A 12,610-nucleotide genomic window follows, 5' to 3' on the forward strand; every position below is an offset into this window, starting at 1 on the left:
CACAACGCGCGCAGCACCTGTGTGTGGGGCCGGTCACGACCGGAGTGGCCAGCCTCAGCGGGACAGCAGCAGACCGCTGGTCGGCACTCCCGTGCCCGCGGTCACGAGCACGTTCTCGGCGGCGTCGACCTGGTTCACCGAGGTCCCGCGGACCTGGCGCACGCCCTCGGCGATGCCGTTCATCCCGTGGATGTAGGCCTCACCGAGCTGCCCGCCGTGGGTGTTGATCGGCAAGCGGCCGCCGATCTCGATCGCGCCGTCGGCGATGAAGTCCTTGGCCTCGCCGCGCCCGCAGAACCCGAGCTCCTCGAGCTGCATCAGCACGTAGGGGGTGAAGTGGTCGTAGAGGATCGCGACGTCGACGTCGTCGGGGCGCAGCCCGGACTGGCCCCACAGATCGCGGGCGACCACGCCCATCTCGGGGATGCCGATGTCCTCGCGGTAGTACGACGTCATCACGAACTGGTCGCGCCCGGCACCCTGGGCGGCGGCCGTGACGAGCGCCGGCGTCTGGGCGAGGTCGCGGGCCCGCTCGGCGGAGACCACCACGAGCGCGACCGCGCCGTCGGACTCCTGGCAGCAGTCCAGCAGCCGCAGCGGGTCGGCGATCATCCGGGAGGCCTGGTGCTGCTCGAGGGTGATCGGCTTGCCGTGGAAGAAGGCGTGCGGGTTGCTGGCCGCGTGCCGGCGGTCGGCCACGGCGACGCGACCGAAGTCCTCGGAGGTGGCGCCGTACTCGTGCATGTAGCGGCGCGCCTGCATCGCCACGGTGGCGGCCGGTGTGCTCAGCCCGAGTGGGTAGGTCCAGGCGTTGTCGAGGCCGTTGGTGTTGACCTGGGCCGCGGCCCACTTCGAGACCTGCCCGAAGCGGTCACCGGAGCGCTCGTTGAAGCCGCGGTAGACGACCACCACGTCGGCGACGCCGGTGGCCACGGCCATGGCGGCCTGCTGCACCGTCGCGCAGGCGGCACCGCCGCCGTAGTTGATCCGGCTGAAGAAGCGCAGCTCGCCGATGCCGAGCTCGCGGGCCACGGCGATCTCCGAGGAGCTGTCCATCGTGAAGGTGACCAGCCCGTCGACGTCGGCGGGGCGCAGCCCGCAGTCGGCCAGCGCGTGCTGGATCGCCTCCACGGACAGCTGCAGCTCCGAGCGTCCCGATGCCTTGGAGAACTCGGTGGCGCCGATCCCGGCGATCGCGGCCCGCCCGGACAGGCTCCGCGCGCTCATGCCTGCTCCCCCAGCCCGCCGGTCCCGCCGGTCCCGCCGGTCCCGCCGGTCCCGATGGTGACCGTGCCGGTGACGTGGTCGCCGAGGGAGACGGCACCGACGACCTTGATGACGGCGTGCTCGTCGGTGACCTCGGTGACCTCGCCGGTGAAGGTGAAGGTGTCATAGGGGTAGGCCGGGGCGCCGAGCCGGATCGCGATGCCCTTGATCTGCACCTGGGGTCCGAGCCGGTCCGTGACGTAGCGCTCGCACAGCGCGGTCGAGGTCAGGATGTTGACGAAGACGTCCTTCGAGCCCGCCGCCTGCGCGCGGTCCCGGTCGTGGTGGACATCTTGGAAGTCGCGGGTGGCGATCGCGGTGGAGACCACCAGCGTCGGGGTGATGGGCAGGGTCCACTCCGCCAGGCGGGTGCCGACCTCGAGGGGCGGGCTGGTCGTGCCGCTCATGCGGGCTCTCCTCGTCCCACACGCCGCCAGATCGGCAGCGTGAGCTCGTCGTCGATGTCGTCGAAGTCCACCTGCAGCCGGTCGCCGATGCGCAGCCCGTCGTCGCCCTCGGCAGGGACCCCGGTGACCTCGGCGACCATCCGGACGCCCTCGTCGAGGTCGAGCAGCGCGATCACCAGCGGGAGCTGCTTGCCGGGCACCTGCGGGGCGTGGTGCACGACGTAGGAGAAGACCGTGCCCTCTCCCCTCGCGACGACGTGCCCGCGGTCCAGGGCGCCGCACTCGGGGCAGGCCGGGCCCGGCGGGTGGCGCAGCACACCGCAGGCGTTGCACTTCTGGATGCGCAGCTCGTGCGCCTTCGTGCCCTCGAAGAAGTAGGCGTTGTCCAGGCCGATGACCGGCCGGACCGGGCTGGGTCGCCCAGGTGCCTCACTCACCGGCGCTCCCCTTCGTCCGCGGGATGAACTTCAGCACCCGGAACAGCATGCTGGCGACGCGCTCCGTGCTGCCGTCGGGGTGGTCGACGTACCAGGTGTTGCGGGAGGTGACGAAGTAGCCGACGCCCATCGCCGTGGCCTTCGGGCCGACGACGGAGTCCAGGGCCGTGGTGACCCGGACCCGCTCCCCGAGGCGCAGGTACCGGTCGTAGGTCTGCTCGCAGTTGGTGCCGAGCACGGCGGTGAACCCCGCCTCGGTCAGCGCCCCCATCATCGAGTGCAGGGGGTCGTCGGCGGCGGGCCGGCCGCCCAGGCCGTACATGGTCCACACCTGCGCCATGGACGGCGGCGCCTCACCGGCCCTGAAGCGCGGGTTGTCCAGCCCGATCGCCTCCAGCCAGTTGTCGATGGTGGGCTGGTTGACCTCGTCGCGGGCGCTGCGCTCGGCAGCCTCGCCCCACGCCTTGATCCGCTCCGCGGCCGCCATCACCTGCTCGTGCAGCTCGGGGGTGACGCCGGGGGCGAGCTCTGCGGCGGCGCTCATCGCGGCACCCGGGGAAGGCCCAGGCCGAACATCGAGATCAGCTCGCGCTGGACCTCCTGCACGCCGCCACCGAAGGTGATGACCAGGTTCCGCTTCGCCTGGCCGTCGAGGTAGTCGAGCAGCTTCTTGGTGTCCGGGTCGCCGGGGTCGCCGTGCCGGTGCACCAGGGAGACCAGGTCGGCCAGCAGGTGCTGCACCTCGTCGGCGGCGAACACCTTCGAGGAGGAGGCATCGGCGACGCTGATCTCGCCGGACGCGGCCGCCCGGGCGACCTCCCAGTTGAGCAGCTCGTTGACCCGGAAGATCGCCGTGGCGCGCCCGAGCAGGTCGGCGACGTCGGGCAGGTCCCGGACGCCGGCGGCGTCGGCCCAGCGCACGACCCGGTCGCGCAGGCCCTCGATCCGCCCGGCGGGGCCGAGCATGACGCGCTCGTGGTTGAGCTGGGTGGTGATCAGGCGCCAGCCCTGGTTCTCCTCGCCCACCAGCATGTCGGCGGGCACCTTGACGTCGTTGAAGTACGTCGCGTTGACGTGGTGGGAGCCGTCGGCGGTGATGATCGGCGTCCAGCTGTAGCCGGGGTCGGTGGTGTCGACGATGAGGATCGAGATCCCCTTGTGCTTGGGGGCGTCGGGGTCGGTGCGCACGGCGAGCCAGACGTAGTCGGCCTGGTGCCCGCCGGTGGTCCACATCTTCTGGCCGTTGACCAGGTAGTAGGGACCGTCGCTGTCCGGGTCGTCGCTCACCAGCCGGGCGGTGGTGCGCAGCGAGGCCAGGTCGGTGCCCGCGTCGGGCTCGGAGTACCCGATGGCGAAGTGCACGTCGCCGGCGAGGATCCGGGACAGGAACAGGTCCTTCTGCTTCTGCGAGCCGTAGCGGATCAGGGTCGGCCCGACCGTCTGCAGGGTGACCGAGGGCAGGTGCACGTCGGCGTACTGCGCCTCGTTGGCGAAGATCGTCTGCTCGATCTCCCCCAGGCCGTGGCCGCCGTACTCCGCCGGCCAGCCCACCCCCATCCAGCCGTCCTCGCCGAGGCGCTTGATCAGCCGCTCGTAGGTGGGGCCGTGCCGGTCCCAGGCGCCCTCGACCGGATCGGGGTCGTGCTTGCCCTCGAACTCTGCGGCGACGCCGGTGAAGTAGCTCCGCAGCCGCTCCTTGAGCTCGCGCTGCTCCGCGCTCAGCTCCAGGTTCTTGGCGGCCGGGTCCTCCACGGGCACCTGGGCGCCGATGGTGTCCAGCGCGTGCGCGAGGTCGGTGGCCCAGGAGGTGTAGCCGATGAGCGGGTAGGTGATGTCGACGCCCATGCCGCCGTGCAGGTGGTGACAGGTGCGCAGCGCGGACGGGGCGACCTGGCTGGCCCAGTAGCCGGCCACCGCGAGGTCGTCGCCGGCCTCGAGGCCCGCCGCCACGCGCTGCACCGCGTTGTCCGCGGCGAGGTCGAGGGTGCGGGAGGCGACGTAGACGTCGGCCATCTGCAGGGAGACCGCCTGGAACTCCGCGAGGGCGCGGCCGAACTGGCGCCGGCCCTTGACGTACTCGGCGGTGAGGTCGCGGGCTCCGGCCAGCACGCCGGCGGCGGTGACGGCGAGGCCGGCGCGGGCCACGTCGAGCAGGTGCGCGGCGGCGCCGTCGGCGAGCAGCTCGGCGGGTGCGTCCTCGAGCACCACCGTGTGCTGCGGGCGCTGCCCGGAGGCGCTGGCGGGAAGCAGGGTGACGCCGGGCCCGGCGGGGTCGACCAGCGCCACGACGTCGCGCCCGCCGTCGCGGTCACCGTCACGGGCCACCACCAGCAGCCGTCCGGCCTCCTCCGCCCAGGTCACGGCGGCCTTGCGACCGGTGACCCGGCCGTCGGCGACGGTGGTCGTCGGCGTCGCGCCGAGAGCACGTCCCGGCTCCCGGAAGGCCGGGGCGAGCACCAGCTCACCGGAGGCCACGAGCGGGAGCAGCTCCTTGCGCTGGGCGTCCGTGCCGTGCGCGGACAGGGTCAGCGCACCGCAGCACAGCGTCTCCCAGACGGGCACCTGCACCCCGCGCCGGGCCGCCTCGCGCAGCAGCACCGCCACCTCGGCCAGGCCCAGCCCTTCGCCGCCGTGCTCGACGGGCACGGGAAGCGAGGTCAGCCCGGCGGCGGCCCAGGCCGACCACTTCCGGGCGTCCGACTCGCGGTCCAGGACCTCGCCGACGACGGCGCGCACTGCATTGATCGCCTCAACATCCACGAGCAGAACTGTAACGTGTTCTAGTTCGGGAAGCACGAAGGCGGCTCGCCGGGCGAGAACTTGTTCTACCGTGGAGACATGGTCTCCCCGCTGGGCGTGGCGCGCAACCGGGTCTACCTCCCGTGGACCCCGCTGCCCGAAGGGCGGCTCGTGGACCTTCCCGGCCGAGGTACGACGTTCGTCACCGACACCCCCGGCCCGAGCCCGGACGCCCCGGCGATCGTGCTGCTGCACGCGCTCGGCACCACCGGGCTGCTGGCGTGGTTCCCCTGCATCAGGCCGCTGTCCAAGCGCTTCCGGGTGATCACGTTGGACCAGCGCTGGCACGGGCAGGGCATCCGCAGCGAGGAGTTCTCCCTGGCCGACTGTGCCGACGACGTTGCCGCACTGGCCGACGTGCTCGGCCTCGAGGAGGTCGTGGTCGCCGGCTACTCCATGGGCTCGATCGTCGCGCAGCGGGTCTGGCGCCAGCACCCGGACCGGGTCGCCGGGCTGGTCCTGGGGGCCACCACCGACCGGTTCCAGCTCAACCCGATCGAACGGGCCTTCTTCGGCTCGATGGGCACCTCGATGGTCGCGCTGCGCAGCGTCGCGCACTCACGGACCAACGCGCATGCCCTCGACCTGGACCGCCGCGCCGGCCAGGGGCACCGCGACATGCACGACTGGGCGCTGCGTGAGTTCCGCTCGACCAGTCCGTGGGCCGTGGGGCAGGCGCTCGCCGCCCTGGGCCGACACCACTCCCGGCCGTGGCTGCGCCGCATCGACGTGCCCACCGCGGTGGTGGTGATGATGCGCGACAAGGTGATCCCGACCAGCCGCCAGATCGCGCTGGCGCGCAGCATCCCGGGTGCCACCATCCACGAGGTGGACGCCGGTCACTCCGGCAGCGTGCTGGCCTCCGAGCGGTTCGTGCCGCGCATGGTCGAGGCCGCCACGACCGTCAACGCGCGGAGCCGCGACTTCCGGCGGCCTCGACCTGCTCGGTGAGCCGGGCCAGCTCGACCGGGAAGTGCCGCACGAGGGCGTCGGCGTCGGGCATCGACTCCCGGCAGGCGATGACACCCACGTGCAGCCGGCCGGCGTTGGACATCACCGTGACGTTGAGGCCGGCGCCGTGGAACACCGGCCCCAGCGGGCTGAGCACCTCGATCCGCGCGCCCATGAAGTAGACCGGCACCGGCGGTCCCGGCACGTTGGAGATGACCAGGTTGTGCACGACCGGGTGCCGTTCGGCCAGGCGCAGGTTGGCGTAGGTGCGCACCGCCAGTCCGAAGGTGCGTGGCGCGGCGAACTCGGCCCAGTCCTGCAGCGCGTCCGCACTGATCGCGTTGTGGTGCTCCTTGGCGTTGCGGTTGCGCTCGGCCAGCATGTGCAGCCGCTCGACCGGGTCGTCGACGTCGGTGCCGAGCTTGGTGAACAGCGCGGAGACCTTGTTCGCGCCGGTCTCGCGGCGGGTGGTGTCGCGCACGCTGACCGGGACGGTGGCCAGCAGGGAGCCGGCGGGCAGCTCGTCGCGCTCGGCCAGGTAGCGGCGCAGCGCACCGCCCGCGACGGTGAGCACCACGTCGTTGACGGTGGTGCCGGTCTGCTTCTTGACCGCCCGCACGTCGTCGAGCGCGAGGTTCGTCAGCGCGATGGAGCGGTGTCCGGTGATGGTGCCGTTGAACGAGGTCCGCGGGGCGGAGAAGGGCGCGGCCATCGCGGTGCCCTGGCGGGCGCGGCTGACCGTCTTGGCGATGACCTGGGCCGACGGCTTGAGCACCCGGGCGAGGGTGAGCGGCCGGGCCGCGGTGCCGAGCACCGCCCGCCCCAGCAGCTCGCCCCGGCTGGGGCTGCGCGGGTGCTCGCTGTGCTCGAGCAACATGGGCGGCGCGTCGGGCTCCAGCGAGCACAGGTGGGAGACCAGGTTGGCGCCCGAGACGCCGTCGACCGTCGCGTGGTGCATCTTGGCGAACACCACCACCCGGTCCGGGTCGTCGTCGGCCGCGTCGACCGGGCGGTACCCCTCGATCACCCACATCTCCCACAGCGGCCGGGAGCGGTCCAGCGGCAGCGAGGCCAGGTGGGCGCACAGCTCCATGAGCTCGGCGTAGCCGCCCGGGCTGGGCAGGGCGAGCCGGTGCACGTGGCGCTCGATGTCGAAGGCGGTGTCGCGCACCCACACCGGGTGGTCCAGGCCGAGCGGCACCCCGCGGATCTTGCGGGTGAAGGCCGGCACGTCGTGCACGTTGGCGTCGATCCCCTGCTGCAGCGTCGTGAACGAGTACGGCTCGCTCATGGACGACGGGTCGAGCACCATGACCGCACACACGTGCATCAGCTGCGCCGGCGTCTCCAGGTAGAGGAAGCTGGCATCCAGTCCCGACAGCCGCTCCATGCGCCTCATCTCCTTCTCGAACGCTCGCGCGGTGTGCGCCTAGAACAGGTTCTTCGACATCAACGACGTGGCTAGGATCCAGTCATGGGCTTCGTCCGCAGACAGGTCATCACCGCCGCGCTGACGGCGAACGCCATCCGTCCGTTGCCCGGTTTCCGCACCGGCATCCCAGCGTTCTTCGCCGGGTGGCTGACCGGCGAGCTCGCCCCCCATGTGCTCGGTCTCACAGCCGCCGACGCCGTCGCGCACGCCTTCGGACGGCGCCGCGACGTCCGCGGCCTGGCGCTGGCCGGGTTGTCCGCGGCCGGCCTGGTGCACCTGATCGCCCAGAGCCGACGCGCGGTCGACACCGCCGAGGACGCCCTGGTCGAGGGCCTCGGCGTGGACTACGTCTCCCAGCTCGACGCCAAGCCCTCACCGGCCGACCTGGCCACCCCGTGGCGCCAGGTCGCCACCCCCTTCGCGTTCCGCTCCTCGGCGCGCCGCGCCGGTGTGCGCGTGCGCCGCGACATCCCGTTCTCGCCGTACGGCGCCCGGGGGTTGCTCGACGTCTACACCTCCGAGAACACGCCGGCCGCCGGGGCGCCGGTGCTGCTGCAGGTGCACGGCGGCGGCTGGACCATCGGCCGCAAGGACCAGCAGGGCCTGCCCCTGATGCAGCACATGGCGGCGCGGGGCTGGGTGTGCGTGGCGATCAACTACCGCCTGGCGCCGCGCGACCCGTGGCCGGCGCAGATCGTCGACGTGAAGTCGGCGATCGCCTGGATCCGGGAGAACATCGAGGCCTACGGCGGCGACCCCGACTACATCGCCATCACCGGCGGGTCCGCCGGTGGGCACCTGAGCTCACTGGCCGCGGTCACGCCGAACGACCCGGAACTCCAGCCCGGCTTCGAGTCCGCGGACACCTCGGTGCAGGTCGCGGTGCCCTACTACGGCGTCTACGACCTGGCCGGCGTGAGCGGGCTGCGCTCCGCGGAGCTGCTGCGGGACACGTTCCTCGCGCCGTGGGTGTTCAAGAAGGACCCCGTGGCCGCTCGCGAGGAGTTCGAGAAGGCCAGCCCGCTGCTGCGGGTGAATGCCGACGCCCCCGACTTCTTCATCATCCACGGCTCCCAGGACACCCTGGTCGACCCCGGGCAGGCGCGTGCGTTCGTCAAGGCGCTGCGCGCCACGTCCAAGCGGACGGTGGTCTACGCCGAGCTGCCCGGCGCCCAGCACGCCTTCGACATCTTCCCCTCGATCCGCTCCGCGCACCTGGTGCGGGCCACGGAGCGGTTCTTGAACTGGCACTGGAACACCTGGCGCCGCGAGCACGCCGGGGCCGCAGAGGTCGTGCCGGCGCAGTAGCCAGGACGTTCAGCGGGGCAGGCCGAGGATCCGCTCTCCGGCGACGTTGCGCAGGATCTGGGTGGTGCCGCCGGCGATCGACAGGCACCGGGTGTTCAGCTGCTCCCACACGTCGGCGGCGAGGTTCTCGCCCCGCTGTCCCGGGGTGTCGGGGCGGGCCGTCAGTGGGTCCAGCACCGCCAGCCGGTCGCCCTGCAGCGTCACCACCAGCTCGGAGGACTCCTGCCGGCTCCGCACGCCGAGCAGCTTCGCCACGCTGGACTCCGCCCCCGGGCCCTGACCGCCCAGGGCGCGCAGCGTCGTGCGGACCCCCAGCAGGCCGCACACGGTCGCCAGCGCCACCTGGTGCCCGACCGCGACGCGCTGCGCGGCCCGGAGGTCGCCGGTCGCGGCCAACGCCACCGCCCGCTCGACGCTCTTGGTGAGCCGGGCGCTGGCCATCGCGACCCGCTCGTTGGCCAGCGTCGTGCGGGCCAGCCGCCAGCCGTCGCCCGGCTCGGCGACCACGCACTCGTCGGGCACGAACACGTCGTCGAGGAAGACCTCGTTGAACAGCGCCTCGCCGGTGATCTCGCGCAGCGGGCGGACCTCGATGCCCGGGCTGCGCATGTCGAGGAGGAAGTAGGTGATCCCCTTGTGCGCGGGCACGTCGGGGTCGGTGCGGGCCAGGCAGATCCCCCAGTCCGCGCGCTCGGCGACCGAGGTCCACACCTTCTGCCCGCTCAGCGACCAGCCGCCGTCGACCCGCACGGCCTTGGTCCGCAGCGAGGCGAGGTCGGAGCCGGAACCGGGCTCGGAGAAGAGCTGGCACCAGGTCAGCTCACCCAGCAGGGAGGGCCGCACGAACCGCTCCCGCTGCTCGTCGGTGCCGTGGGCCAGCACGGTGGGCACCGCCCACCCGGCGATGACCAGGTCAGGGCGGGTGACCTTGGCCCGGGCCAGCTCCTGGTCGATGACGATCTGTGTCGTCGGATCCGCCCCCAGCCCGTACGGCGCCGGCCAGTGCGGCGTCAGGTAGCCGGCCTCGACCAGCGCCGCGCGCTGGTCCGCCCCCTCGAGCGCCGCGATCCGCTCGGCGGTGGCGCGCGCCTCGGGGCGGATCGTCTCGTCGCGGCCCTCCAGGTCGACGTCGACCTGGCGTCGTACCCCGGCGACGGCGGCGGCGCAGACCCGCTCCGCGGCGTCGTCGGCGGAGCCCACCAGGGAGCGCAGCGTGATCGCCCGGCGCAGGTAGAGGTGGGCGTCGTGCTCGAAGGTGAAGCCGATCCCGCCGAGGACCTGGATGCAGGACTTGGCGACCTCCACGGCGCCGTCGAAGCAGACCGCGGCGGCCACGTCGACCGCGAAGTCCCACTGCGTCTCGTCTCCGGCGTCGGCAGCGGCGGCCGCGTCCCAGGCGGCCGCGGTGACGGCCTCGGCCGTCTCCAACATCTGCGCGCACAGGTGCTTGATGGCCTGGAAGGCCCCGATCTTCTGGCCGAACTGCTCGCGGACCTTGGCGTAGTCGACCGCCGTGCCCAGGCACCAGCGGGCCACGCCGGCGGCCTCGGCCGCGGCCAGGGTGATCGCCAGCCGGCGCCGCGCCGGGTCGACCTCGGTCTCGGTCGCGCCGACGGCGGCGGGCACGCTTGCGTGCCGCGCCGACAGGTCCACGCCGAGGTGCGCCTCGGGCTGGACATCCGGCTGGGCATCGGGCTGGACGTCCGACTGGGTGTCGTCTGCGTCGAGGAGCAGCGCCTCGGTGCCGGTGCCGCCGTCCCACACCACGCCACCGGGGAAGACCTGGACGCCGAAGCGACCGGGCCGGCCGGCGAGGAGGGCGCCGAGGCTGGCGCCCAGCAGTCCGCCGGGCACGAGCTCGTGGGCGCAGGCCTCCAGTGCGACGGCCTGGTCCAGCACGGTGCCACCGCCGCCGCCGGCGGACTCGGGCAGGGCGATCGCGGCCAGGCCCATCTCCTGTGCCGCGGACCAGAGGTCCGCGAAGTCCGCGTGGGGGTCGCCCTCCGCGGCGCGCACGGCCGCGATCGGGCCCAGGCTGGCCGCCCACTTGCGCAGGCTGTCGGCCAGCTCGACCTGGTCTTCGGAGATGCCGAGGGACATGAGGCTCCTTGAAATCTAGAACAGGTTCTAACTCTACTAGAGTGGCGGGGTGACCGACACCGCGCAGCCGAACCAGCCCGCCACCCCGACCGCGCCCGGTCCCGACGCACCGATGCCGGCCGAGATGCCGGCCGAGATGCCGGCCGAGCTGCTGGCCCAGGCGCAGGCGGCGAAGGGGTTCATGCCCGAGGACGAGGGCGCGGCGCTGCACCGCCTCGGGCTCGCCCGGCTCCCCCACGGGCCGGCGCTCGAGGTCGGCACCTACTGCGGGAAGTCCGCCCTCTACCTGGGCGCGGCGGCGCAGGCCGTCAGCGCGGCGACCGGTCGCGATGCAGTGGTTTTCACCGTCGACCACCACCGGGGCTCGGAGGAGAACCAGGCCGGCTGGGAGCACCACGACCCGTCCGTCGTCGACCCCGAGATCGGCCTGATGGACACCCTCGGCGTGTTCCGCAAGAACATCGCGCGCGCCGGGCTGGAGGACCACGTGATCGCGATCGTCGGCCAGTCGCAGACCGTGGCTGCGCACTGGCGCGCGCCGCTGTCGCTGCTGTTCATCGACGGCGGGCACGGCGAGCAGCCCGCCCGCGACGACTTCCAGGGCTGGGCGCACTGGGTCGAGGCGGGCGGCTGCCTGGCCATCCACGACGTCTTCGAGGACCCCGCCGAAGGCGGCCGCCCGCCGTACGAGCAGATCTACCTGCCGGCACTGGCGAGCGGCGCCTTCACCGAGGTCGAGGCGGTCGGCTCCCTGCGGGTGCTGCAGCGCACCTCAGGAGCGGCCGGCGACCCGCTCGCCTGAGGGGCAGTCGCACTCCAGCGCGATCTCGGCGAAGTGCGGCGCCAGCGAGGCGCCGCGCATGATGCCGGAGCCCGGGGTGCCGTGGCCGTAGGTCTCCCCCAGCGCGTCGACGGCCAGCAGCACCGCGGCAGCGGTGTAGGTGGTGTGCTCCACCGGCCAGTGCACGTTGCGCGGCTCGCCGTTGCTGGGGGCGGCCGGGTCGTCGTACACCCAGCCGGTCCAGTAGCGCCCGTCGGACTCGCGCAGGTGCTGCATGTCGCTGAGCAACCCCAGCGCCCGGCGCTGGTCGCCCATGACGTCGAGCGCCATCGCCAGCTCGCAGGTCTCCGCGCCGGTGACCCACGGGTTGGTGTCGACGCACCGGATGCCCAGGCCCGGCACCACGAAGTCGTCCCAGCGTCGTTCGATCAGCGCCCGCGCGTCGTCGCCGCGCACCGCGCCGCCGAGGACCGGGTAGTACCAGTCCATCGAGTAGGTGGACTTGTCGGCGAACTCGTCGGCGTGGTGGCGCACCGCGTGGCCGAGCCGACCGCCGGCCAGCTCCCACTCCGGCTGCGGGTCGTCCATCAGGTCAGCCAGCGCCACACCGGCACGCAGCGACTGGTAGATGCTGGAGCTCCCGGTGAGCAGGCACAGGTCGTCGACCGGCGTCCAGCGGATCCCGCCGAAGGGCTCCTGCAGGGAGGTGACGAAGTCGAGGCCGGCCCGCACCGAGGGCCAGAACCGCTCGACGAAGCGGATGTCGCGGCGCACCAGCCAGTGGTGCCACAGCCCCACCGCGAAGTACGCCGACATGTTGACCTCGCCGCGCTCGTCCTCGGGCTCGCCGCCGACGATCTTCATGGGCCACGAACCGTCGGCGCGCTGCAGCGTCGGCACCCACTCGTAGGCGCGCTCGGCAGCGGCCACCTGGCCGCCGACGAGCATCGCCATCGCGGCCTCGACGTGGTTCCAGATGTCGACGTGCTCGCCGACGGTCCACGGCACCGCGCCCCACGGCTCCTGCATCGTCGCGATCGCGGCGGCGGTGTCGGCGACCTGCTGGGCGGTGAGCACGCCGTCGACGTACGGCAGGCGGCTGAGCGGGACCTCCGGCGTCGCGGCCACC

At 72.9% G+C, this 12,610-nt stretch carries 11 protein-coding genes; 3 read left to right on the forward strand and 8 right to left on the reverse strand.

Going from position 1 to position 12,610, the window contains the following annotated elements:
* Positions 1 to 54 precede the first annotated feature (54 nt).
* From KG111_RS10065 to KG111_RS10085, 5 genes are read right to left on the reverse strand one after another with little or no spacing between them, the layout of a single operon-like run.
* Positions 55 to 1,227 carry a lipid-transfer protein gene (locus tag KG111_RS10065; RefSeq protein WP_205291930.1) on the reverse strand — a complete coding sequence of 391 codons (1,173 nt, stop codon included), beginning with the start codon at positions 1,225 to 1,227 and terminating at the stop codon, positions 55 to 57.
* Positions 1,224 to 1,673 carry a MaoC family dehydratase gene (locus KG111_RS10070; protein ID WP_205291929.1) on the reverse strand — a complete coding sequence of 150 codons (450 nt, stop codon included), beginning with the start codon at positions 1,671 to 1,673 and terminating at the stop codon, positions 1,224 to 1,226. Before KG111_RS10070 ends, KG111_RS10065 begins: the two co-directional genes overlap by 4 nt.
* On the reverse strand, positions 1,670 to 2,110 hold the full coding sequence (locus tag KG111_RS10075) for a Zn-ribbon domain-containing OB-fold protein (RefSeq protein ID WP_205291928.1): 441 nt from the start codon (positions 2,108 to 2,110) through the stop codon (positions 1,670 to 1,672). Before KG111_RS10075 ends, KG111_RS10070 begins: the two co-directional genes overlap by 4 nt.
* On the reverse strand, positions 2,103 to 2,654 hold the full coding sequence (locus KG111_RS10080; protein ID WP_205291927.1) for a MaoC family dehydratase N-terminal domain-containing protein: 552 nt from the start codon (positions 2,652 to 2,654) through the stop codon (positions 2,103 to 2,105). Before KG111_RS10080 ends, KG111_RS10075 begins: the two co-directional genes overlap by 8 nt.
* Positions 2,651 to 4,870 (reverse strand): acyl-CoA dehydrogenase family protein, encoded by a 2,220-nt coding sequence (locus KG111_RS10085; RefSeq protein ID WP_205291926.1) that lies wholly within the window; start codon positions 4,868 to 4,870, stop codon positions 2,651 to 2,653. The genes KG111_RS10080 and KG111_RS10085 overlap by 4 nt, the downstream gene beginning before the upstream one ends.
* A 78-nt stretch (positions 4,871 to 4,948) precedes the next feature.
* Between KG111_RS10085 and KG111_RS10090 the strand changes: the two genes are divergently transcribed.
* Positions 4,949 to 5,860, forward strand: a complete 912-nt coding sequence (locus KG111_RS10090; RefSeq protein ID WP_205291925.1) for an alpha/beta fold hydrolase — start codon at positions 4,949 to 4,951, stop codon at positions 5,858 to 5,860.
* Here the strand turns inward: KG111_RS10090 and KG111_RS10095 are convergent.
* Positions 5,814 to 7,250 carry a WS/DGAT/MGAT family O-acyltransferase gene (locus KG111_RS10095; protein ID WP_205291924.1) on the reverse strand — a complete coding sequence of 479 codons (1,437 nt, stop codon included), beginning with the start codon at positions 7,248 to 7,250 and terminating at the stop codon, positions 5,814 to 5,816. The genes KG111_RS10090 and KG111_RS10095 overlap by 47 nt on opposite strands.
* Positions 7,251 to 7,334: 84 nt before the next feature.
* Here KG111_RS10095 and KG111_RS10100 point away from each other — a divergent pair, with 84 nt between their 5' ends.
* Positions 7,335 to 8,600 (forward strand): alpha/beta hydrolase, encoded by a 1,266-nt coding sequence (locus KG111_RS10100; RefSeq protein WP_205291923.1) that lies wholly within the window; start codon positions 7,335 to 7,337, stop codon positions 8,598 to 8,600.
* Between the two features lie 9 nt (positions 8,601 to 8,609).
* Here the strand turns inward: KG111_RS10100 and KG111_RS10105 are convergent, their stop codons facing one another.
* Positions 8,610 to 10,700 (reverse strand): acyl-CoA dehydrogenase family protein, encoded by a 2,091-nt coding sequence (locus KG111_RS10105; RefSeq protein ID WP_205291922.1) that lies wholly within the window; start codon positions 10,698 to 10,700, stop codon positions 8,610 to 8,612.
* Positions 10,701 to 10,749: 49 nt separating this feature from the next.
* Here KG111_RS10105 and KG111_RS10110 point away from each other — a divergent pair, with 49 nt between their 5' ends.
* Positions 10,750 to 11,502 carry a class I SAM-dependent methyltransferase gene (locus KG111_RS10110; protein ID WP_249666070.1) on the forward strand — a complete coding sequence of 251 codons (753 nt, stop codon included), beginning with the start codon at positions 10,750 to 10,752 and terminating at the stop codon, positions 11,500 to 11,502.
* Here the strand turns inward: KG111_RS10110 and KG111_RS10115 are convergent.
* Positions 11,473 to 12,609, reverse strand: coding sequence for a prenyltransferase (locus KG111_RS10115; protein WP_205291921.1), 1,137 nt, complete (start codon positions 12,607 to 12,609; stop codon positions 11,473 to 11,475). The genes KG111_RS10110 and KG111_RS10115 overlap by 30 nt on opposite strands.
* Position 12,610 lies beyond the last annotated feature (1 nt).

This window comes from Nocardioides faecalis (assembly GCF_018388425.1).
In the GTDB taxonomy this organism is placed as follows: Bacteria; Actinomycetota; Actinomycetes; order Propionibacteriales; family Nocardioidaceae; genus Nocardioides; species Nocardioides faecalis.

What these genes read in the sequence shown, in the direction of transcription:
- KG111_RS10065 (WP_205291930.1), bottom strand. Translation starts at nt 1,227, where the DNA reads ATGAGCGCGCGGAGCCTGTCCGGGCGGGCCGCGATCGCCGGGATCGGC.
- KG111_RS10070 (WP_205291929.1), bottom strand. Translation starts at nt 1,673, where the DNA reads ATGAGCGGCACGACCAGCCCGCCCCTCGAGGTCGGCACCCGCCTGGCG.
- KG111_RS10080 (WP_205291927.1), bottom strand. Translation starts at nt 2,654, where the DNA reads ATGAGCGCCGCCGCAGAGCTCGCCCCCGGCGTCACCCCCGAGCTGCAC.
- KG111_RS10090 (WP_205291925.1), top strand. Translation starts at nt 4,949, where the DNA reads ATGGTCTCCCCGCTGGGCGTGGCGCGCAACCGGGTCTACCTCCCGTGG.
- KG111_RS10095 (WP_205291924.1), bottom strand. Translation starts at nt 7,250, where the DNA reads ATGGAGCGGCTGTCGGGACTGGATGCCAGCTTCCTCTACCTGGAGACG.
- KG111_RS10100 (WP_205291923.1), top strand. Translation starts at nt 7,335, where the DNA reads ATGGGCTTCGTCCGCAGACAGGTCATCACCGCCGCGCTGACGGCGAAC.
- KG111_RS10105 (WP_205291922.1), bottom strand. Translation starts at nt 10,700, where the DNA reads ATGTCCCTCGGCATCTCCGAAGACCAGGTCGAGCTGGCCGACAGCCTG.